Here is a 22,989-nt window from a genome sequence, read left to right on the forward strand (position 1 = left end):
GTCGCCCGCCCCTCGTCTCTCAGGATTCCCGGGTCGGGCGGGGCGGCAGGCGCAGTGCCTCGCCGGCGTCCGCGAAGAAGGGCGGGGCGACCACGCTCAGGCCCCCGTCGACGACCAGGGTCTGGCCCGTGAGGTAGCCGGCCCCCTCACCCAGCAGGAAGGCGACGGTGTCGGCCATCTCCTGCACCGTGCCGGGCCGCCCGGCGGGGATGCGGTCCAGGACGCCGCGCATGTCGGGCATGCCCTCGATGCCGTAGAAGTAGGCGAGCGAGTCGGAGTCGATCAGGCCGCCGTTCACCGCGTTGACGTTGATGCCGTACGGCGCGAACTCGACGGCCATGTACCGCACCCACGCCTCGATCGCCGCCTTCATCCCGCCGAGCGCGGCGTATGTCGGGTAGGCGCGGACCGATCCGTACGACGACAGCGCGACGATCCGGCCGCCGTCGTCCATGAGCTTGACCGCCTGCTGGGCGCCGAGCACGAAGGGGCGCAGGTTCATGGCGTAGGAGCGGTCCAGGTGGTGCTCGCCCAGGTCGAGGATGTTCTTGAAGACGCTGGCGGCGGCGTTGGAGACGAAGTGGTCCAGGCGTCCGTAGCGGCGTGCGACCTCGTCGAACAGCGCCGTGACGCCTTCCGTCGTCTCGACGTCGGCCTGGACGGCGACGCCCCGGCCGCCGGCTTCCTCGATGTCGGCGACGGTCTTCTCGGCCAGGTCGGTGTTCTTCTTGTAGTTGACGACCACGGTGCCGCCCTGACGGGCCAAGGTCAGCGCGAGGGCGCGTCCGATGCCGCGCGAAGCACCCGTGATGAGGGAGATCGTGGCGCCGCCGGCCGCGTCGTCGGGTCGGATGTCGTTCATCGTGCGCCTCCCGCGGTGACGGTGCCGGCCTGCCGCAGCAGTTCGCGGAAGACCACGGCCTTCTGTACCTCGTTGGGGCCTTCTTCGAAGCGCTGGGCGCGGGCGTCGCGGTAGACGCGCTCGATCTTCTGGGACTTCCAGTAGCCGAGCCCGCCGTGGACCTGCAGCGCCTTGTCGGTGACGGTGGTCAGCATCGTCACCGCGTGCATCTTGGCCATCGAGGACTGCAGGGACGCGTCGTCGGCGCCCTCCTCGAAGCGGCGGGCTGCGTGCAGCACGAGCTGTCGGGCCGCCTCGATGTCGGCCGCGTTCTCGGCGAGCATGAACTGAATGGCCTGACGCTCCGTCAGTGACTTGCCGAAGGTCACCCGGGAGCGGGCGTAGTCGACGGCGAGCTGCTGGGCGCGCTGGGCGAGGCCGACGCAGCTCATCGCGACGGAGATCCGCGACGGGGTGAGGAAACCGCCGAGGAACACCTCCAGCCCCTGGCCCTCCTCGCCGAGCCGGTGGTCCACGGGCACGGGGGTGCGGTCGAAGACGATCGAGGCGTGGTCGGTGCCGGTGACGCCCATCGTGCGGGAGGTGTCCTCGGCGCTCACACCGGGCGCGTTGCGCGGCACCAGCAGGGCGACGGTGCCCTCGTGGCCCGTGGAGCCCGCGACGCGCGCCGCCAGGAGGTAGTAGTCACAGCGCATCCCGAACGTGATCAAGTGCTTGGAGCCCGACAGGTAGTAGGTGTCGCCCTCGCGGACCACCGAGGTCGTGATGTCCGCCCCGGTGCCGTTGCCCGGCTCGGTCAGGGCGAACGCGATCTTGATCTCGCCCAGGACGGACGGCACCACGAACCGCTTGCGCTGTTCGTCCGAGGCGTGGCCGTCCATCGACCGCCAGATGCCGTTGACGACGTGCACGATCATGCGCAGGGAGCCGTGGGAGCGGGAGAAGATCTCCATCAGCTCCATCCACCGGGTGAACCCGAGGCCCTGGCCGCCGTACTCCACCGGGGCGGCGAGCCGCAGGAACCCGAGCTCGTTGAGCTCGCTCCAAACCGCCTCGGGTACCTCGCCGGTCTCCTCGATGCGTTCGGCCCAGCGCTCGCCCGGGCCCGCCACCCACCGCTCGATCGTGGCACGGACTTCTTCGAACTGCTGCTCGTCCATCATCTTTCGCACTCCGTCTTCTCCTGTCACTGCATGTGGGGGCGCAGGTGGCGCGCCCTGGCCCGCAGTTCGAACTTCTGGACCTTGCCGATCGGGTTGCGCGGGAGATCCGCGATGAGCTGGAGCCGCTCCGGCCAGTACTGCTTGGCCGCCTGGTGCCCGTCCAGGTAGCGGCACATCTCCTCGAAGCCGAGCAGCGCGCCTGCCTTGAGCACGACGAACGCGCAGGCACGCTCGCCGAGACGCTCGTCGGGCATGGCCACGATGGCCACGTCGTCGACGGCGGGGTGACGGAACAGCAGCTGCTCCATCTCGCCGACGGGGATCTTCTCGCCGCCGCGGTTGATCACGTCCTTGACCCGGCCGGTGATCCGGACGTAGCCCGACTCGTCGAGCACCGCGAGGTCGCCGGTGCGGAACCAGCCGTCCGGGGTGAAGGCCTCGGCGGTCAGGTCGGGGCGGTCGAGATAGCCCTCGAAGGTCGTCTGCGAGAGGATCTCGAAATTGCCCTCGGTGTCAGGTGCCAGCACCTCGCCCCGGTCGTCGGTGACCCGCAGCCGTACGCCCTCCAGGACGCGCCCGTCGGTGCCCCAGCGCCGCTCCGGCGCGTCGGTCGGCCTCGACAGCGCGCCGAGGCAGGTTTCGGTGGTGCCGAACGCGCCGCACACCTTCGTGCCCAGCACCTCGCTCGCGTGCTCGGCCAGCGAGCGCGGCACGGTGGCACCGGTCGCCACGAAGATCCGCAGATGCCGGGGCGCCTTGCCGAGCTCCTCGACCGCCTTCACCAGGTCGGTCAGGAACGGCGTGGCGGCCTGGACGAACGTCGCCCGGTGGGTGTTCAGCGAGACCAGGGCCCGCCGCGCGTCCCACTCGGACTGCAGGATCTGCGGCACGCCCAGCACGGTCGCCAGCGTCATCCCGTACAGGAACCCGGTCTGGTGGGCGAGCGGGGAGGGCACCCAGACGGCGTCCTCGGGGCCGAGGCCGAGATGCCGGATCTCCATCGACACGGCCCGGACCAGGTTCGAGGACGACTGCATGACCCCCTTGGGCTCGCCGGTGGTGCCCGAGGTGAACAACAGCTGCGCCGTCGCCGCGGCCTTCGGACGGATCGCGTCGAGGGCCGCCCGGTCGACGGTCGTCGCCTTCAGGGCGGTCTCCCAGTCGTGCAGGCGGACGCCCCCCGGTGGCGGCTGTGGCGGTCGGCTGCCGCCGTCCGACCGGGCCAGCACCACGACATGCTCCAGGTGCGCCGTGTCCGGGCCACCGGTGGCGGCGAGGGCGAGTGCCTCCTGCGCGGGGCGCCGGGACCGGTACTCGTCCATGACGACCAGGACGCGGGCCAGCGAGCGGCGCAGCACGAAGCCGAGTTCGCGTGCCCGGAAGAACGGGATGACCGGGCAGCAGACGGCGCCGATCCGCAGCGCCGCCAGCGACAGCACCACGAACTCCAGGCGGTTGGGCAGCTGGTACGCCACGTTCTCGCCCGGCCGCACCCCGAGTGCGAGCAGCAGCGCGGCGGCCTTGTCCACCCGGCCGGCCAGGTCGCTCCAGGTGACGACACAGTCGCCGTCCGGGCGTACGTCCACGAGGGCGGTGTCGCCGGGGCGGGACGCGGCGTGCCGGGCCAGCCACTCCGGCAGGGTGACCTCGCAGGCGTGGTCCGGATCCGCGACGGACCGCACGGGTTCCCGGACGGGTCCGCGGGCACGGCTCCTGGCGGAGCGTGCCGGGCCCTTCTCCACGGAGGCCGGCACGCCGACGGTGTTCATCATGTCGAGGAAGCCCGGATACGAGATGCGGTAGGCGTGCGGGTACGACAGCGTGGAGTGGCCCCGGGCGCGCGAGGAGGCGACGGCCAGCGACATCAGCACCCGGTGGTCGTTGTACGAGGACAGCTGCGCGCCGACCAGCGAGTCCACCCCGGTCACCCGCAGGGTGTCGTCGGACAACTCCAGCTCGGCGCCCATGGAGTTGAGCTGGAGCATCACGCCGGCCCGGTCGGATTCCTTCAGCCGCGTGTGCGCGACATTGCGGAACACCGACTCGCCGTGCGCGAAGGTGGCGAGGGCGGTCAGGACGGGAAGCATGTCCGGCACGTCGCGGCAGTCGACGTCGACGGCCTTCAGCAGGGGGGCGTCCTGCTGGATCCGGACACCGCCGGCCACCGGGTCCCGTTCCATGGGGACGCCCATCGCGCGGGCGATGTCGAGGAAGTGGAACTCGGGGTGGTCGGCGGGGCCCCCGGTCAGGCTCGGCATACCGCGCAGGAGTACGTCGGAGGGGTGGAGCGCGGCGGTGGCGATGCCGAAGGCCGCGGAACCGATGTCGGGGGGCAGCGTCAGCTCGGTGGGCCGCACGCTCTGGTGCGGCGCCACGTCGAAGCGCCGCCAGCCGGGGGCCACGGTCACTTCCAGGCCGAACTGCCGCATCATCGCGACGGTCAGCTCCAGATAGGTGCGTTCGTTGAGCGCGCCCGTCACGGTGATGGTGGTGGGGCCGGTGGCGAACGGCGCGAGCAGCAGCAGTCCGGATATCCACTGGGACAAGGTGCCCGGAATGGTCACCTCGCCGCCCGTGGGCCGATGGCTGAGGACGCGAAGGGGTGGGCAGTCATTCGCCGACTCCAGGCGTACGCCCATCGTTTCCAGTGCGCGCAGCAGCGGGCCCACGGGACGGTTCCGAAAGTATTTCTGCCCGGTGATCGTGACCGCGCGGTTCGACAGTGCGGCGAGCCCGGTCATGAAATAGAGGGTGGTGCCCGAGCTGCCGGCCGAGACACTGTCCCGGACCGGCCGGTAGTGGCCGCCGAGCCCCCGCACCACGAAGGTGTCGCCCTCGCGGACGATCCGTACGCCGAGGTCGCGCAGGAGCCGCACGGTGTACTCGACGTGCCGGGCGTCGGACAGGCCCTGGATCCGGCTCTCCCCGTCCGCGAGCGAGGCGAGGATCAGCGCACGGTGGGCATGGTATTTGGAGTTCGGTACGAGGATTTCGCTGGAAATCCGGTGCTGAATTCCCTTGACGAGAAGATGCATGGGATCTGTTCACTCCTAGACATTTCGCAAATCCTCTTGGTGAATGTTCTCCCGTATCGGATCGATTCACTATCCCCTAACGGCCCCTAAAGCTATGGGGGTTGGCCCGCCCTGTGCGGGACCGGGGAACTAGTCGAAATGTTCCTCGACGAATGCGAGCAGTTCTTCCGCGGTCGCCGATTCGAGGGCGTCCGCGGCCGGGTCCGACAGCCGGCTCTCGGGCGGGGCCGCCGTACGGTCGAGTCGGGCGAGCAGGGCATCGAGCCGGGAGCCGAACCGTGCGCGGGCGCCCTGGCTGTGGGCGGCGTCCAGCAGGGTGTTCTCCAGCCAGTCGAGCTTCTCCAGGATCTCGTGGGTGAGGGCGTCCCGGTCCGGCTCGAACCGGGCGCAGAGGAAGTCGGTCACCTCGGCGGGACTCGGGTGGTCGAAGACGAGGGTGGTCGGCAGCGCCAGGCCGCTGACCACGCCGAGCCGGGTGCGCAGTTCGACGGCCATGAGGGAGTCGAACCCCATGTCGGTGAAGGCGCGGTCCACGGCGACGGCCTGCGACGTGGCATGCCCCAGCACCCCCGCGACCTCCGCGCGCACCAGGTCCAGCACCGTGCCGCGCCGCGTCTCGGCGTCCAACGCCGCGAGGCGTTCGGCCAGTTCGGTGCGGGCCGGGGGCTCGTCGGCAGCGGCGACGGGCTCCGTCAGATGCCGCAGCAGAGGGCTGGGGCGGGTGCTGGCGAAGACGCGGGCGAAGCGGTCCCAGTCGATGTCGACGATCGTGACAGTGGTGTCGTCGTGCTCCAGGGCCTGGGCGAGGGCGGCGGTGGCGCCGTGGGGCGGGAGGGCGCTGACACCGCGGCGCAGCATCTCCTCCTGGAAGCGGTCGTCCGCCATGCCGCCCCCGCTCCAGGGGCCCCAGGCGATGGCCGTGCCGGCGGCGCCGCGGGCCCGGCGCCGCTCGACCAGAGCGTCCAGGTGGGCGTTGGCGGCGGCGTACGGGCCGTTGCCCGCGCTGCCCCAGGTGCCGGCGATGGAGGAGTAGACGACGAACGCCGCCAGGTCGTCCCCCAGCACCTCGTCGAGGATTTCCGCGGCGGTCACCTTCGCGTCGGTCACCGCCGAGAAGTCGCCCCCGACGAGGTCCGTCAGCGGCTGTTCGGCGGCCACACCCGCCGCGTGCACCACCGCGCGGACGGGGGTGCCCGCGGCGGCGAGACTCCCGGCCAGCCGGCCGACGGCCTCGCGGTCGGTCACGTCACAGGCCGTCAGGTCGACCGTCGCGCCGAGCGCCTCCAGTTCGGCGCGCAGCACCTCGGCGCCGGGAGCGGCGGGACCGCGACGGCTGACGAGGACCAGCCGGGACGCCCCGTGCGAGGCGAGCATGCGGGCGGTGTGCGCGCCGAGCGCTCCGGTACCGCCGGTGATCAGTACCGCCCCGTCCGCCCACCGGTACGCACCGGAGGCGTGGGCGTCGGCCGCCGGGGCGTCGCGCGTGTCGGCGGGGGTGAGGCGACGCGCATGTGCGCCGTCCCCGCGCAGCGCCACCTGGTCCTCCCCGGCGGTCCCGGAAAGGACGGCGGCCAAGCCGGCCGGCTCCCCTTCGGCGGGGAGGTCGATCAGACCGCCCCACAGCGCCGGGTGTTCGAGGGCGGCGACGCGACCCAGGCCCCAGACCTGGGCCTGCCAGGGGTCCGGTGCGGTGTCCGCCGGGCCGGTGCGTACCGCGCCCCGCGTCAGCGTCCACAGACGGGTCGAGAGGTCCGCGTCGTGCAGGGCCTGCAGGAGGATCAGAGTGGCCAGGGCCCCGGCCGCGGCTCCGCGGTGCCCGGTGTCCTCGCCGCCGGACTCCGCCAGCAGGGACACCGTCCCCGCCACCGTGCCGTCGGCCGCGGCACGCTCCTTGAGGTCCTTCGCCAGCGTCGCGCGGTCCGTGCCGTGCGGATCGACGGTGAGGACGCGGGGGTTCGCACCCGCGGCCGCGAGCGCCTGCCGCACGGCGTCGGCCGTCGTGGAGTCGGCGGCATCCCGCGGGACGACGATCCACCAGGTGCCGTCGAGTGCGCCGGCCGGGGCGTCCGTGGGCACCCGGTCCCAGGCGACGCGGTAGCGCCAGCCCGCGGCCCGGGCGAGCGTGGTGCTGGTGCGGTGCCAGTCGTGCAGTACGGGCAGCGCGGCGCGCAGGGACGTCTCCGCGTCGAGACCGAGGGTGCGGGTCAGGCCGTCGAGGTCCCGGTCCTCGACCACCTGCCAGAAGCGTGCCTTCGCCGGGTCGTCCACGGAGCCGGTGCCCCGGTCCGCCGTGGTCTCCTCCTCCAGCCAGTAGCGCTCGTGCTGGAAGGCGTACGTGGGGAGCCGGACCTGCCTGCCCGCCCCGAGCGCCGCCGTCCAGTCGGCGGATACGCCGTGGGCGTGTGCGGCGCCGAGCGCCGTGACCACGGTCCGTACCTCGGGGTGCTCGCGTCGCGCGGAGGGGAGGACCGGCCGGTCCGTTGCTGCCAGGGGCGCCAGCGCGGCGTCCGGGCCGAGTTCGACGAGCACGTCGGCGTCGTCCAGGGCGCCGAGGGCGTCGGCGAAGCGGACGGCGTGGCGGGCGTGGTCGAGCCAGTATGCGGCGGACGCGAAGGGGTGTGAGCTGTCGGCGGAGGGGCTGACGGGGAGGGTCGGTTCGTGGAAGGTCAGCTCGCCGAGGAGGGCGGCGAAGTCGTCGAGCATCGGGTCCATGAGGGGTGAGTGGAAGGCGTGGCTGACCCGCAGCCGGGTGGTGCGGCGGCCCTGTTCACGCCAGTGGGCGTCCATCCGCAGCACCTCGGCCTCCGCCCCCGAGACGACGACGGCTTCGGGGCCGTTCACGGCGGCGATCGCGACATCGGGCACGTCCGCGAGGCTCGCGGCGACCTCGTCCTCGCTCGCGGCGATGGCGACCATGGCGCCGCCCTCCGGCAGTGCCTGCATCAGCCGGCCCCGCGCCACCGCCATCCGCGCCGCGTCCCGCAACGACAGGACCCCGGCCACACATGCCACGGAGATCTCGCCCACCGAATGCCCCGCGAGCGCGGAGAACTCCACGCCCCACGATTGCCACAACCGGGCCATCGCCACCTCGAAGGCGAACAGTGCCGGCTGCGCGTACTCCGTGCGCTCCAGCACCTCCGCGGGCTCCGACCACATCACCTCCCGCAACGACCGCCCCAACAGGGGATCGGCCACCGCACACACCTCGTCCAGCACGGCGGCGAACACCGGGAAACGCCCCGCCAGTTCACGGCCCATGCCCGGCCGCTGCGCACCCTGACCGGAGAAGAGACCCGCCACCCGCCCGCGTCCGGCCGTGCCGATGGACACCGCCCGGGGCGTCGTCGCCGCGGCCGGGTCCGCGAGTGCGGCGAGCGTGTCGAGCAGCTCCTGCCGGTCCTCGGCCACCAGGACCGCCCGATGGTCGTGGAGGGACCGGGTGGTGACCAACGACCGTGCCACTTCGGCCGGTTCGAGCCCCGGGTGGTCGAGCAGGTGGGAGTGCAGGGCGCGGGCCTGTGCCGGGAGGCCGGACGCGCTGCGGGCGGTGAGCACATACGGCAGCGGGGTCCGGGCCGCGGGGGAGTCCTGCGTGACCGTGGGAGTGCCGCTCCCGACGGACCTGTCGTCCACAGGAGTGCCCCCGGCGGGCTCGCCGTCGAGGGGATCGCCCTCCGCCAGCACGATGTGCGCGTTCGTGCCGCTGATCCCGAACGACGACACGCCGGCCCGGCGCGGCCGCTCGCCCCGGGGCCAGGGGTGTTCCTCGGTGAGGAGTCGCACGGCCTGCGAGGACCAGTCCACCTCGGGTGACGGCGGGTCGGCGTGCAGCGTGCGGGGCAGCAGTTCGTGCCGCAGCGCCTGCACCATCTTGATCACACCGCCGACCCCGGCCGCCGCCTGTGCGTGGCCGATGTTCGACTTCAGCGACCCGAGGTACAGCGGCCGCTCCGCCGCGCGCTCCCGGCCGTAGGTCGCGAGCAGGGCCTGGGCCTCGATCGGGTCGCCCAGCCGGGTGCCGGTACCGTGCGCCTCGACGGCGTCGACCTCGGCGGCCGCGATGCCCGCCTGCGCGAGCGCGGCCTCCACCACACGCTGCTGGGCGGGGCCGCTCGGGGCGGTCAGGCCGTTGGACGCACCGTCCTGGTTCACGGCGGAGCCATGGACCACGGCGAGGACCTCGTGTCCCAACCGCCGCGCGTCGGACAGCCGTTCCACGGCGAGCAGGCCGACCCCCTCCGACCAGCCGGTGCCGTTCGCATCGGCGGAGAACGACTTGCACCGCCCGTCCGCGGCCAGCCCGCCCTGGCGGCTGAACTCGACGAAGATGTGCGGTGACGCCATCACGGTGGCGCCGCCCGCCAGCGCGAGATCACACTCGCCCCGGCGCAGCGCCTGGCAGGCGAGGTGCAGGGCGACCAGCGAGGACGAGCAGGCGGTGTCGAGCGTGACCGCCGGGCCCTGCAGCCCGAGAAGGTAGGAGATGCGCCCCGACATCACGCTGTTGCTGTTGGCGATGCCGATGATCCCCTCAAGGTTCGCCGGCGTGCTGCTCAGACGCGACAGGTAGTCGTTGTACATGGTGCCGACGAACACACCGGTACGGCTGCCGCGCAGTGCGCCCGGAGCGATCCCCGCGTGCTCCACGGCCGCCCAGGACGCCTCCAGCAGCAGTCGCTGCTGTGGGTCCATGGCCAGCGCCTCACGGGGCGAGATGCCGAAGAAGTCCGCGTCGAATCCGGCGGGGTCGTCGAGGAATCCGCCCTCGCCGGTGCTGCTGGTACCGGCCCGGGAGCGGTCCGGGTGGCGCAGGCCGGCCAGGTCCCATCCCCGGTCGGTGGGGAAGCCGGTGACGGCGTCCCGGCCCTGCGCGACGAGCTGCCACAGATCCTCGGGAGAGGCGACGCCGCCGGGGTAGCGGCAGGCCATCCCGACGATGGCGACGGGTTCGTCGGCGACGGCCGTCCCGGGCGCGGCGGGCTGCCGGGGGAGTGGCGCCGGCTCGGTGGCCAGCGCGCTCTCCAGGTGCCTGGCGAGCGCGCCGGCGGTCGGATGGTCGAAGACCAGGGTCGCCGGCAGACGGACACCGGTCGCGGACGAGAGCCGGTTGCGAAGTCGCACGGACATGAGGGAGTCGAAACCGAACTCGCCCAGCGGGCGCTCCGCGTCGACCGCGCTCATGTCGTGGTGCCCGACCGCCGAGGCGATCTCGGCCCGTACGAGGTCGGACAGTGCCCGGCCGCGGTCCGCGGCCGGGAGGGCGGCCAGCTTCTCGGCCGTCGACCCGGGCGCGTCCGTCGCGGTGGACGCCGTCGCGCGGCGCGGCGCGGGACGCAGAGCGGCGAAGAGCGGGGCGGGCCGGGCGGCGGCGAACAGCGGCAGAAAACGCGGCCACGCCACGTCGGCCAGGACCCGGCTCTCGCCGAGGGACACCGCCGTCGACAGCGCCGCCATGGCGTCGTCGACCGGGAGCGGGGCCAGGCCCTGGCGTCGCAGCCGTCGCTCCAGACCGGCGTCGACCATGCCGCCGCCCGACCAGGGACCCCAGGCGAGCGCCGTACCGGCCAGACCGCGTGCCCGGCGCCGGGCGGCCAGCGCGTCCAGCACGGCGTTGCCCGCCCCGTACGCGCTCTGCCCCGAACCTCCCCAGATGCCGGAGACGGAGGAGAAGACGACGAAGGCGTCCACGTCGGTTTCGCCGAGCACCTCGTCGAGGACCCGAGCACCGCCCGCCTTGCCCTCCAGGACGGCGTGGAACCGGTCGGGGGTGGTCTCCAGCAGCGGTGTCTGGTCGGCGACGCCCGCCGCGTGGAACACCGCGCGGACGGGAGCGCCCGACTCCGCCGCCTCCCGCACCAGCCCGGCCACGGTGGACCGGTCGGCGACATCGGCGGCGACGATCCGTACCGGCGTGCCGGTGGCGGTCAGCTCGGCCAGCAGTTCCCGCGCGCCGGGCGCCTCGGGACCCCGGCGGGAGACGAGCAGCAGGGAGCACCCGCCCAGTCCGGCGACCCACCGCGCGACATGGCCGCCCAGCGCCCCCGTGCCACCGGTGATCATCACGGTGCCGGACGGCGTCCAGTCGGCGGGCGGTGGCGTCGGGCGGTCCGGCTTGACCAGGCGGCGAACGGACACCCCGTCGGCCCTGAGCCGGATCTGGTCCTCGCCGGTGTCCGCGGAGAGCAGCCCGGCCAGGCGGTCGAGCGGGGGCCGTACGCCGGGCGGCGGCAGATCGACCAGACCGCCCCAGCGGTCCGGGAGTTCCAGGGCCGCGGCCCGGCCCGCGCCCCACACGGCGGCCGTGTCGAGGTCGTCGTCGGACTCATGGGTCAGGCACCACACCGGGGCGTCCACACCGGCGTCGGTGAGCGCCTGCAGCGCGGTGACGAGAGTGTCCGGGCGGGCGGCGAAGAGCAGCACACCGTCCGGGTCGGTGGCGGTGTGGGTGACGTCGGTCAGCCGTGCCGCGAGAGCGGGGCGGTCCGAAGTGGCGTCGAGGTCGACGGCGAGCGGGTGCGCGGCCAGTTCGCGGGTCCAGGAGACGTCCGTCGCCGGTGGCGCGAGGACGAGCCAGGTGCCGGGGAGCCGGCCGGCACGCGGCGGGTCGGGCAGCAGCTGCCAGGTGACCTCGTAGCCGAGGCGGTGGAGGTGTTCGTCCGCCGGCGCCGTCAGCAGGGTGGTGTCGGCCGCCCGCAGCACCAGCTCCCCGACGGTGAGGACGGGGTCCCCGGTGCCGGTGGCCGCGTCCAGGCCAAGCGTCTCGGTGCCGGTCCTCAGACGTACGCGCACCTCGCGGGCGCCGGGGGAGTGCACGGTGACCCGGCCGAAGGAGAACGGCAGCCGGACCTGCTGACCGGAGTCGTCGGCGGCTGCCAGCGGGTGCAGGGCGGCGTCCAGCAGCGCGGGGTGGCAGTCGTAGCGGCCGTCGTGGGCTCGCTCGGGGAGGGCGACCTCGGCGTACAGCTCGTCGCCGGAGCGCCACAGCGCCCGCAGGCCGCGGAAGACCGGGCCGTAGCCGTAGCCACGGGCGGCGAGGGTGTCGTAGAGCTCCTCGACCGGCGTCTCCTCGGCGCCCCGCGGCGGCCACTGTCCCGTGGCCCACTCGGTGTCGGCGGGCTCGGGGAGTTCTTCCGCGAGCCGTCCGGTGGCGTACTCCACCCAGTCGCCGTCGCCGCTCCGGCCCCGGATGACGAGCGCGCGCTCCGGCTCGCCCGGTGGTGCGACCCAGACCTGGATGTCGGTGCCCGCGGCGGGAAGCACGAGCGGGGTCTGCACCACGAGGTCGGCGACCTGGCGCCACCCCACCTGCCGGGCGGCCCGCAGGGCGAGTTCCAGGAAGCCGGTACCGGGCAGGAGCACGGCACCGGAGACCGCGTGGTCGGCGAGCCAGGGGTCCCGGTCGGGCGTGATCCTGCCGCTGAGCACCACGCCGCCCTGGCCCGGCAGTTCCACGACGCCGGACAGCAGGGGGTGATCCAGCGCGTCGGCACCGTCACCCGTCAGGGCGGGGGGCGCGAGCCAGTAGCGCCGGTGCCGGAAGGGGTAGGGGGGCAGGTCGGCACGGGGAGCGGCCGGGAAGAGGGCCGTCCAGTCGGCCTCGACGCCGTGCGCATGGGCCTCGCCGAGCGCGGTCAGCAGCGTCAGCGTCTCGCTCTGCTCACGGCGGCAGCTCGGCAGAACCGGACGATCGGTGTCGATCAGCGGTGCCAGGACCGCGTCGGGGCCGACCTCGACGACGACGTCCGCCTCCGCGAGCCCCGTGACCGCGTCGTGGAACCGCACCGCCCGACGGGCGTGGTCGACCCAGTAGGCCGCCGTGGCGAACGGATGCGTGGTCTCGGCCGACGCGCTCACCGGCAGCGTCGGCTCCCTGCGGTCCAGCTCGTCCGCCACCGCACGCAGCTCGTCCAGCACCGGTTCCATCAACGGGGAGTGGAACGCGTGGCTGACCCGCAGCCGGCTCGTGCGCCGGCCACGCTCGCGCCACGTCCCGGCGACCCGCTCGATCTCCGCACGGGCACCGGAGACCACCACCGCCTCGGGGCCGTTGACCGCGGCGATGCCCACGAGCGCCGGGTCGCCCAGCGTCGCGGCGACCTCCTCCTCGCCGGCGGCGATCGCCAGCATCGCCCCGCCCTCCGGCAACCGCTGCATCAGCCGGCCGCGCGCCACGGCCAACCGGGCCCCGTCGGCCAGGGACAGCGCCCCGGACACCACCGCGGCGGCGATCTCCCCCACGGAGTGCCCCGCGAGCACCGAGAACTCCACGCCCCAGGACTGCCACAGGCGGGCCAGCGCCACTTCGAACGCGAACAGCGCGGGCTGCGCGCACTCGGTCCGCTCCAGCTGCTCGGCGGGCCCCGACCACATCACCTCCCGCAGCGACCGCCCCCACAGGGGATCGACCACCGCGCACACCTCGTCCAGCACTCCGGCGAACACCGGGAAATCCTGCGCCAGTTGACGGCCCATCCCGACGCGCTGAGCGCCCTGGCCGGAGAAGACAGCCGCCACCCGGCCGCCGCCGGCGGCCACGGGAGTGACCTCGCCGAGCCCGGCCAGCACGGCGTCGCGGTCACCCGTGACCGCCGCCCGGTGCTCGAACGCCGTCCGGTGCACCGCCGCCTCCCGCGCCGCCCGCACGAGGGACAGCTCCGGCCGGGCCGCCAGGTGCTCCCGCAGCGCCGCCGCCTGTGCGCGCACCGCCTCCGGCGTCCTGCCCGACAGCACCAGCGGTACCGAGGTCTCCGTCCACGGTGCCGGCGGCTGCGCCGCACTCTCCCCGGCGGGCTCGGGGACGAACTCCTCCACGATCACATGCGCGTTGGTGCCGCTCATCCCGAAGGAGGACACACCGGCCCGACGCGGTCGGTCCTCGACGCGCTCCCACGCCCGCTCTCGCGCCAGCAGCGCGACCGTCCCCGCGGACCAGTCGACCTCCGTCGACGGACGCTCCGCGTACAGGCTCCGTGGCAGTACGCCGTGCCGCAGCGCCTGCACCATCTTGATCACGCCACCGACGCCCGCGGCCGCCTGGGTGTGCCCGATGTTGGACTTCAATGAACCGAGCCACAGCGGCCGTTGTGCCGAACGCCCCCGGCCGTACGTCGCCATCAGGGCCTGGGCCTCGATGGGATCGCCCAGCCGCGTTCCCGTCCCGTGCGCCTCGACCACGTCGACCTCGTCGGCGCTCAGACGGGCATTGCGCAGCGCCGAGTCGATGACGCGTTCCTGAGCGGGACCGCTCGGCGCCGTCATCCCGTTCGAGGCACCGTCCTGGTTGACCGCGCTGCCCCGCACCACCGCCAGGACCTCGTGCCCCAGCCGCCGCGCGTCCGACAGTCGCTCCACGGCCAGCACGCCCACCCCCTCGGACCAGCCGGTGCCGTCCCCGTCGTCGGCGAAGGAGTGGCAGCGGCCGTCGGAGGACAGCACCCGCTGACGGCTGTACTCGACGAAGAAGGTGGGGCCGGCCATGATCGCGACACCGCCGGCCAGCGCCAGATCGCACTCGCCCGCACGGAGCGACTGGCATGCCAGGTGCAGGGAGACGAGCGAGGAGGAGCACGCCGTGTCGACGGTGACGGCGGGACCCTCCAGGCCGAAGTGGTAGGCGACCCGGCCGACGGCCATGCTGCCCGCGCTGCCCATGTGGACGTAGCCCTCGAACCCGTCGGGGGCTTGGGTGAAACGGCTGCCGTAGTCGTGGTGCATGACACCGGTGAACACGCCCGTGCGGCTGCCGCGCAGGGTGGCGGGGCGGATGCCCGCGCTCTCCAGCGCCTCCCAGGACGTCTCCAGCAGCAGCCGCTGCTGCGGGTCCATGGACAGCGCCTCTCGTGGGCTGAGTCCGAAGAAGTCGGCGTCGAAGAGGTCGATGTCGGTGAGGAAGCCGCCTTCGCGGGTGTACGACTTCCCGACGGCATCCGGGTCGGGGTCGTAGAGGCCGGTCACGTCCCAGCCGCGGTCCTGCGGGAAGCCGCTGATGGCGTCGCGCCCCTCCGTGACGAGCCGCCACAGGTCATCGGCGCCGTGCACCCCGTCCGGGTAGCGGCAACCGATGCCCACGATCGCGATCGGCTCGTGGTGCTTCGTCTCGGCGTCCCGCAGCCGCAGTCGGGTCTTCTGCAGATCGGTGGTGACCTTGCGCAGGTATGCGACGAGCTGGCTGTCGTCAGTTGTCATGTCTGGCACCTATCGGCTTCGCGGCTGTCCGCCCGGAACGGGGCGCGACGGGAACAGGAGTGAGGGACGGAGGACCGGTGGCGGCCCCGCCGGGGGCGGTGGGGCCGCCCGGCGTCAGATGTCCCCCAACTCGGTGTCGATGAACTGCATCAGCTCGGCGGCGCTGGCCGAGGCGAGCCCGTCCGCCTCGGCGACCGGCCTGGCGTCGAGTGCGGCCAGCCGGTCCAGCAGCTCGGTGAGACGGCCGGTCAGGGCCTGGCGGGTGGCGGCGTCGGTGAGCGGCGACAGGACCCGGTTCCGGAGGTCCTCGACCACCTCCAGCAGCGGCTTCTCGGCCGGTGCGGCGCCGGCCGCGCCCAGGTCGAGGTGCCCCAGAAGGTGTCGCGCCAGCGCGTTCGGGGTCGGATGGTCGAAGACCAGCGTGGCGGGCAGCTTGACGCCGATGAGACCGGCGAACCTGTTGCGCAGTTCCACGGACATCAAGGAGTCGAACCCGATCTCCTTGAGCGCACGGTCGGGGCTGACCCGCTCGGGTCCCGACTCGCCGATGAGCGCCGCCACATGGGTCTGCACGACCTCGGTCAGGGCGGGGAGCCGCTCGGGGTCCGGCAGTGCGGCGAGCCGCTGGGTGAGGCCCTGTGTCGCACCCTCGGTCCGCCGGCCGTCCGACGAGGCCTGCTGCTCAGGGGCGGCCTTCTCCTCGAACGAGCCGAGCAGCGGACTGGGCCGGGACGCGGTGAACGCGGGCAGGAAGCGCGACCAGGTGATGTCGGCCACCACCGGGTCCCCCGTGCGGTCGGACATGATGCCCTGCTCCAGGGCCTGGAGGGCGGCGGGCACCAACAGCGGGGTCAGACCACGCTTGCGCAGCTGCCGTTCGTCGTGCTCGGTCAGCATGCCGCCGCCCGCCCACGGCCCCCAGGCGACGGAGACCGCGCGCTTGCCCTGCTCGCGCCGGCGCCGGGCGAGCGCGTCGAGGCAGGCGTTGCCGGCGGCGTACCCGGCCTGGCCCGCGGCGCCCCAGATGCCGGAGATGGAGGAGAACAGGACGAAGTCGTCGAGGTCCGGCAGCAGTTCGTCGAGCAGCAGGGCGCCCTCGACCTTGGCTGCCATCTGGGCCGCCAGCTCCTCGGCCGAGGTCTCCGCGATCCGCACGTCGCGGACCACGCCCGCGGCATGGACCACGGTGCGTACCGGGGCTCCCTCCGCTGCCAGAGCGTCGATCAGGCCGCTCATCGCGGCACGATCCGTCACATCGACGGCGACGGCCTCCGCCGCGGCGCCGAACGCGGAGATCTCCTCCAGCAGTTCGGTGGCGCCGGGGGCCGCCGGACCCTGGCGGGAGAGGAGGAGGACGCGGTCGGCGCTGCCCTGCTCGGCGATCCGGCGGGCGACGTGCCCGCCGAGACCGCCGGTCCCGCCGGTGACCAGCACGGTGCCCTTGGGCGTCCAGGTACCGGTCTGCGGCGCGGGCGCGGTCACGAGCCTGCGCGCGCACAACTGCCCGTCGCGCACGGCGAGTTGGTCCTCGGCGCTCTGGTCGTCGGTGCCGGCGCAGTCGCCGGTGAGGATCCCGGCGAGCGCCCGCCGGGTGGCGTCGTCGATGCGCTCGGGCAGATCCACCAGTCCGCCCCAGCGGTCGGGCAGTTCCAGTCCGGCGACCCGGCCGAGCCCCCAGACACCCGCCGCCCGCACCTCGGCGGTGGGGTCGTCGAGCGTCCCCACTTCGACGGCGCCGCTCGTGACGCACCAGACCGGGCCGGTCGGGTGCCCGGCGACCTCGTGCAGGGCGGCGAGCAGATCCTCCGCGGCTCCGGCGCCGACCAGCACCCCGTCCGGCGCGGTGGAGCGGTCCCAGGAAGCGGCGGTGAGCGGGTCGTCGAAGAGGGCGCCGAGCGCCGGCGGCACCTCGCCGAGCAGGAGCCAGTTCCCGGGCACCCGGTCGGCCGTGGCGGTCCGTCCCAATTGCCGCCACGTCTCGGAGAACCACCCGGTGCGGCCGGTCGCCCCCGCCACCTCCAGCTGTGCGCGCTCGATGGAGCGCAGGATGAGGCCCTCCATGGCGAGGACGGGGGACCCGGTGTCGTCCGCGATCCACACGGCGGCGGAGTCGGCGTCCGCCCGGATCCGCACCCGCAGTCGCCGGGCATCCGAGGAGAACAGCGACACGCTGTTGAAGGAGAACGGCAGCCGGACCTCGCCGGCCTCGTAGAGGCTGCCGGTGATCGGCAGGGCATGCAGGGCGGCGTCCAGCAGCGCGGGGTGGATTCCGAACCCGCGCGGCTGCCGCTCGGGGAGCATGACCTCGGCGAAGAGGTCGCCGTCCCGCTGCCAGAGGGCTTTGGTGCCTCGGAATGCCGGGCCGTACTCGTAGCCACGGGCCGCGAGCTCCTCGTAGAACGAGCGGCCGACGAGCTGCCGCGCACCGGCCGGGGGCCAGACCCCGCCGGTCCAGTCGCCGTCATGGAAACCTGCGGTGTCGGCGGTCCGCGCCGCGAGGAGACCGGTGGCGTGCAGCGTCCAGTCGCCGCCGGTCTCTCTGGTACGGATCTGCAGTTCACGCTCGGCGCCCTGGCCCGGCCCCACCCACACCTGGAGGTCGCGGGGCTTGCCCTCGGCGAACACCATCGGCGCGCGCAGGACGAGTTCGTCGACCGACCCGGCGCCGGCCGCGCGGGCCGCTTCGAGCGCGAGCTCGACGAAGCCCGTGCCGGGCAGCAGCACCGTGCCCATGACGACGTGGTGCGACAGCCACGGATCGCTGCCGGGCGCCGGCCTGCCGGACAGCAGCAGACCGCCGTCACCCGGCAGATCCGTGCGCGAGGTGAGCATCGGGTGCGGCGTCGGATCCGCTCCCGCGGCACCGGCGGTGGCGTCCGACGCGGAGTCCCAGTAGCGCTGCCGCTGGAAGGCGTACGTGGGCAGGTCCGCGCGGGGAGCGGGCGGCAGGAGCGCGGCCCAGTCGACGTCGGCGCCATGGGCATGGGCCCGGCCCAGCGCGGTGAGGACGGTGTGCGTCTCGGACCGGTCGTGCCGGGTGCTGGCCAGGACGGTGTGACCGGTCTCGATCAGCGGGGCCAGCGCGGCGTCCGGGCCGACCTCGATCAGGACGTCGGCCTTGGCGAGCTGTCCCACGGCGTCGCCGAACCGTACGGCGTGGCGCACGTGGTCGACCCAGTAGGCGGCGGTGTCGACGGGGCAGGTGGTGTCGGCGGTGGCACGGAGCGGGACCGTCGGCGGCCGGAAGCGCAGCTCCTCCACCACCGAGCGGAACTCGTCGAGGATCGGCTCCATGAGCGGTGAGTGGAAGGCGTGGCTCACCCGGAGCCCGGCGACACGCCGGCCGCGTGCACGCCAGATCTTGCCCACGCGTGCCACCTCGTCGCGGGCACCGGAGACGACGACCGCCTCGGGCCCGTTGACCGCGGCGATCCCGACGAGCGCGGCATCGCCCAGCGTGGCCGCCACCTCGTCCTCGCCCGCGGCGACGGCGAGCATGGCGCCCCCGCCGGGCAGGGACTGCATCAGCCGGCCCCGGGCCACCACCAGCCGCGCCGCGTCCGCCACCGTCAGCACCCCCGCGACGACGGCGGCGGCGATCTCGCCCACCGAGTGACCCACGAGCGCCGTGAACGACACGCCCCAGGACTGCCACAGCCGGGCCAGCGCCACCTCGAACGCGAACAGCGCGGGCTGGGCGAACTCCGTGCGGCCCAGCGGTTCCGGGTCGTCGGACCACATCACCTCCCGCAGTCCACGTCCGAGCAGCGGGTCGAGGTGGCCGCACACCTCCGTCAGCGCCTCGTCGAACACCGGGAAGTCCGCGGCCAGTTGCCGGCCCATCCCCGCGCGCTGCGCGCCCTGGCCGGAGAACACGGCCGCCACCCGGCCGGACCCGGCGCGCACCGGGGAGACGTCGCCGAGACCGGCCCGGACCTCCTCCCGGTCGCCCGTGACCACGGCACGGTGCTCGAACGTCGTACGGCGCGTGGCCAGCTCCCGGGCGACGTGCGCCAGCGGCAGCTCCGGGTGCGACGCGAGGTGCTCCCGCAGCGCCCGCGCCTGGTCGCGCACGGCGTCCGGGGTCTTGCCGGAGAGCACCACCGGCATCGCCATCTCGGCCCAGCGGACGGCGGATTCCGCGCCCTCGGAGGCCACGGGAGTCTCAGGGGCGCACTCCTCCAGGATGATGTGCGCGTTCGTCCCGCTGATCCCGAAGGCGGACACCCCGGCCCGGCGCGGGCGGCCGTCGGCTCGTTCCCACGCGCGCTCCTCGGCCAGCAGCTCGACCGTCCCCGACGACCACTCCACGTCCTTCGTCGGACGGTCCGCGTACAGGCTGCGCGGCATCACACCGTGCCGCAGCGCCTGCACCATCTTCACCACCCCGGCCACCCCGGCCGCCGCCTGTGCGTGCCCGAGATTCGACTTCAAGGAGCCGACGTACAAAGGCCGTTCGGCGGGACGGTCGCTCCCGTACATCGCGATCAGCGCCTGCGCCTCGATGGGGTCGCCCAGCCGCGTTCCGGTGCCGTGCGCCTCCACCACGTCGATGTCCGCGGCGCGCAAGCCGGCACTGTCCAGCGCGGCCCGGATCACCCGCTGCTGGGCGGGGCCGCTGGGCGCGGTGAGGCCGTTGGAGGCACCGTCCTGGTTGACGGCGCTGCCCCTGACCACCGCCAGCACGTCATGGCCCAGTCGGCGGGCGTCGGACAGCCGCTCCACGACCAGCACGGCCACGCCCTCGGCCATGCCGAAGCCGTCGGCATCGGCGGAGAACGGTTTGGAACGGCCGTCGGGCGCGAGCGCGCGGAGCCTGCTGAACTCGATGAACAGTCCGGGCTCGGCCATCACCGTCGCCCCGCCGACCAGCGCCAGGTCGCTCTCGCCGCGGCGCAGCGACTGACCCGCCAGGTGCAGCGCCACCAGGGAGGAGGAGCAGGCCGTGTCGAGGGTGAGGGCGGGACCTTCCAGGCCCAGGACGTAGGACAGCCGGCCGGAGACCACGCTGGAGGTGGTACCCGTCATCACATAGCCCTCCAGGTCGGGCCGTGCCTGGTGCAGCGGCCGGCCGTAGGGCAGGCTCATCACGCCGGTGAACACACCGGTCCGGCTGCCCCGCAGGGTCGCAGCGTCGATCCCGCCGCGCTCCAGCGCTTCCCACGACGTCTCCAGCAGCAGCCGCTGCTGCGGGTCCATCGCCCGTGCCTCACGCGAGGAGATGCCGAAGAAGCCGGCGTCGAACTCGGCCACGCCGTCGAGCAGAGCGGCTTCGCGCTGGTAGGAGGTGCCCGGCTGTGAGGCATCGGCGTCGTACAGCGCGGTGAGGTCCCAGCCGCGGTCGGCCGGGAAGGCCGTGACCGCGTCCCGCCCTTCGTGCACCAGCTGCCACAACTCGTCCGGGGACCTGACACCGCCGGGGAACCGGCAGGCCATGCCGACGATGGCGAGCGGCTCGTCGGGGTCGGCCGGCGCCGTCGCGGCCGGGGCCGGGGCCCGCGCGGGTGCGTCGCCACCGAGCACCGCGCGCACCAGTTCCTGGGCCAGCGCACGCGGTGTGGGGTGGTCGAACAGGATCGTCACGGGCAGCCGCAGCCCGGTCACCTCGACCAGCCGGTTGCGGACCCGCAGGGCGCCCGCGGAGTCCACCCCCAGCGACCGGAACGCCTCGTCCGCGCCGATGGCCGTCGCCGACGGCTCGATCTGCGCGGCCACGGCGTCCGTCACGAGGCGGATGGCCTCGTCGACGCGTTGTGCCGGGGCACACCCCAGCAGCCGCTCGCGCAGTCCGGAGCCGGGCCCGGCTCCACCGCCGCCGGTGGCGTCCGCCGTGTCCAGGTCGAGCGGGTAGGCAGGCAGCGTGACCCGGCGGGCGTCGGGCAGAACGCTGCTCCAGTCGGGGGCGACGCCGTGCAGGTGCGCCTCGGCCAGGGCGCGCAGGTAGCGGTCGTGGCCGGCGTCGTCACGGCGCATCGTGTCGAGGACGACGACGTCGTGGCCGAGGTGCGCGGCGGTCTCCTCGATCGGCAGGGTCAGCACCGGGTGCGGGCTCATCTCCACGAACACCCGGTGGCCCTGGCCGAGCAGTTCCTCGATGACCTGCTGGAACCGGGCGGGCTCGCGAAGGCTGAGGAACCAGTGCTCGGCATCCAGGCCGCCGGTGTCGAGCGGATCGGTCGTGGTCGACGTGTACACGGGTATCCCGGTGGCGCGCGGCCGTACCGCGGCGGCCTCCCGCACGAGGTACTCGTGGGCGGGCTCCATGCGCCAGGAGTGCCCGGCGATCCCGATGGGCAGCCGTGTGGCCCGCACGTCCCGGGCGCGCAGCTGCTCCAACAAGGCCGCCGCGGACTCGGTGGTGCCCGCGACGACCGTGGAGCCGGGGCCGTTGACGACCGCGATGTCCAGGTCCAGATCCCACTCGGCGACCAGTGCGGTGACCTGCTCGGCGGGGAGCGCCACGGCGACCATCTCCCCGTTGCCCTGGAGCCGCGCCAGCGCCTTGCTGACGGCGGCGACCAGCCGCGCGCCGTCCGCCACGGTGAGCGCTCCGGCGGCGGTCACCGCCGCGATCTCGCCGAAACTGTGGCCCACGACCGCCGCGGGCGTGACGCCGTTCGACCGCCACAGCTCCGCGAGCGAGACCATGACGGCGAACAGGGCCGGCTGGATCACCTCGACCCGCTCCAGCGGGAGGGCCCCGGTGAGCACGTCGTCGAGCTCGAAGTCCACGAACGGGCGCAACTCCCGTGCGCATTCGGCCAGTTTGTCGCGGAAGACCGGGGCGGTCGCGGCGAGTTCGCGCGCCATCCCCACCCACTGGGCGCCCTGGCCCGGGAAGACGAACACCGCGGACTGTGGTCCACCGCTCCCGCCCCGTACCGCCGCGTCGCCCGCCCGGCCCTCGGCCACCGCGCGAAGGGCCGCGACGACGGCATCCCGGTCGGATGCGGTGACCATCGTCCGGTGCGGCCAGAGCGTGCGGGCCGTGGCCTGGGTGAAGGCGGCGTCGGCCACGGAGATGTCCGTACGCTCCTGGAGGTGGGTCGCCAGACGGCCGGCATGGGCGCGCAGACCGGCCTCGCTGCGGCCGGACAGCAGCAGCGGGACGGTGCCGGCAGCCGTGGCGTCCGGGGCGCTCGTGCGGTCCCGGGGCCCGAGTGCGCGCAGTTGCGCCGCACGCTCCTCGGCGTCGTCGCACAGCGGGCCGTAGTGCTCGGCACCGGCCGTCTCCAGAGCCAGCGCCACCGCCACGCCGCCGGTCTCGTCATGGACGACGACCAGTGCGGGGCGATCCGCGCGCAGACACGCCTCAGCGGCCGTGAAGACCGGGCCGGAGTCCCCCGGAGCACGCACGGTCACACCGGGGATGTCGCCCCAGTCCGGCTGCTCCTCCTCGTCCGCCCGTGCGAGCAGAACCACCACACGGCTGCGGGCGGACGGAACCACGTGGGCGTCCTCGATCGCGGCCCAGAGCGCCGACGACACCGAAGCGACGCCGAATTCCTCCTGGCGGCCCACACCCATGACGACGACGCGCTGCATTCCTGCTGTCATACCGAACAACTCAAGCAAGAGGGGCCTGGCCGCAACACCCCTATCACCCCCGAATACGATGCGCGGGGCCGCGGTGTGCCGATTCACCGGGGCGGGAATGCGCTGCCAGGAAAACTGGCGCGCCGCGGCGCGAATTCCGGCGCAGGCCGGAAAGCGTGGTCGGCGCTACGTGACGTGAGGGGGG

5 protein-coding genes and 1 pseudogene are annotated in these 22,989 nt (G+C 73.8%); all 6 read right to left on the bottom strand.

All coding sequences use genetic code 11. The annotated features are described in order from the left end of the window. Nucleotides 1-19 precede the first annotated feature (19 nt). The 6 genes and pseudogenes from ACQP17_RS33975 to ACQP17_RS34000 all read right to left on the bottom strand — a co-directional run bounded on the left by ACQP17_RS33975 (nt 20) and on the right by ACQP17_RS34000 (nt 22,805). Entirely contained in the window at nt 20-862 is an 843-nt protein-coding gene (locus ACQP17_RS33975; RefSeq protein ID WP_433859763.1) for an SDR family oxidoreductase, read from the bottom strand. Then, nucleotides 859-2,025: an acyl-CoA dehydrogenase family protein gene (locus ACQP17_RS33980; RefSeq protein WP_433860081.1), complete on the bottom strand. Its 1,167-nt coding sequence runs from the start codon at nt 2,023-2,025 to the stop codon at nt 859-861. Before ACQP17_RS33980 ends, ACQP17_RS33975 begins: the two co-directional genes overlap by 4 nt. 23 nt (nt 2,026-2,048) lie before the next feature. Then, on the bottom strand, nt 2,049-5,060 hold the full coding sequence (gene aroA, locus ACQP17_RS33985; RefSeq protein ID WP_433859764.1) for a 3-phosphoshikimate 1-carboxyvinyltransferase: 3,012 nt from the start codon (nt 5,058-5,060) through the stop codon (nt 2,049-2,051). A 129-nt stretch (nt 5,061-5,189) separates the two neighbouring features. Beyond that, nucleotides 5,190-11,123: a type I polyketide synthase gene (locus tag ACQP17_RS33990; RefSeq protein ID WP_433860082.1), complete on the bottom strand. Its 5,934-nt coding sequence runs from the start codon at nt 11,121-11,123 to the stop codon at nt 5,190-5,192. Nucleotides 11,124-11,759: 636 nt separating this feature from the next. After that, nucleotides 11,760-15,248 (bottom strand): annotated as a pseudogene (locus ACQP17_RS33995) (type I polyketide synthase); the annotation flags it as partial. Nucleotides 15,249-15,362: 114 nt separating this feature from the next. After that, nucleotides 15,363-22,805, bottom strand: coding sequence for an SDR family NAD(P)-dependent oxidoreductase (locus ACQP17_RS34000; protein WP_433859765.1), 7,443 nt, complete (start codon nt 22,803-22,805; stop codon nt 15,363-15,365). Nucleotides 22,806-22,989: the final 184 nt, after the last annotated feature.

It is taken from the genome of Streptomyces kronopolitis (assembly GCF_050953795.1).
Classification (GTDB): Bacteria; Actinomycetota; Actinomycetes; order Streptomycetales; family Streptomycetaceae; genus Streptomyces; species Streptomyces kronopolitis_A.

What these genes read in the sequence shown, in the direction of transcription:
- ACQP17_RS33975 (WP_433859763.1), bottom strand. Translation starts at nt 862, where the DNA reads ATGAACGACATCCGACCCGACGACGCGGCCGGCGGCGCCACGATCTCC.
- aroA (WP_433859764.1), bottom strand. Translation starts at nt 5,060, where the DNA reads ATGCATCTTCTCGTCAAGGGAATTCAGCACCGGATTTCCAGCGAAATC.
- ACQP17_RS33990 (WP_433860082.1), bottom strand. Translation starts at nt 11,123, where the DNA reads ATGATCACCGGTGGCACGGGGGCGCTGGGCGGCCATGTCGCGCGGTGG.
- ACQP17_RS34000 (WP_433859765.1), bottom strand. Translation starts at nt 22,805, where the DNA reads ATGACAGCAGGAATGCAGCGCGTCGTCGTCATGGGTGTGGGCCGCCAG.
- ACQP17_RS33980 (WP_433860081.1), bottom strand. Translation starts at nt 2,025, where the DNA reads ATGATGGACGAGCAGCAGTTCGAAGAAGTCCGTGCCACGATCGAGCGG.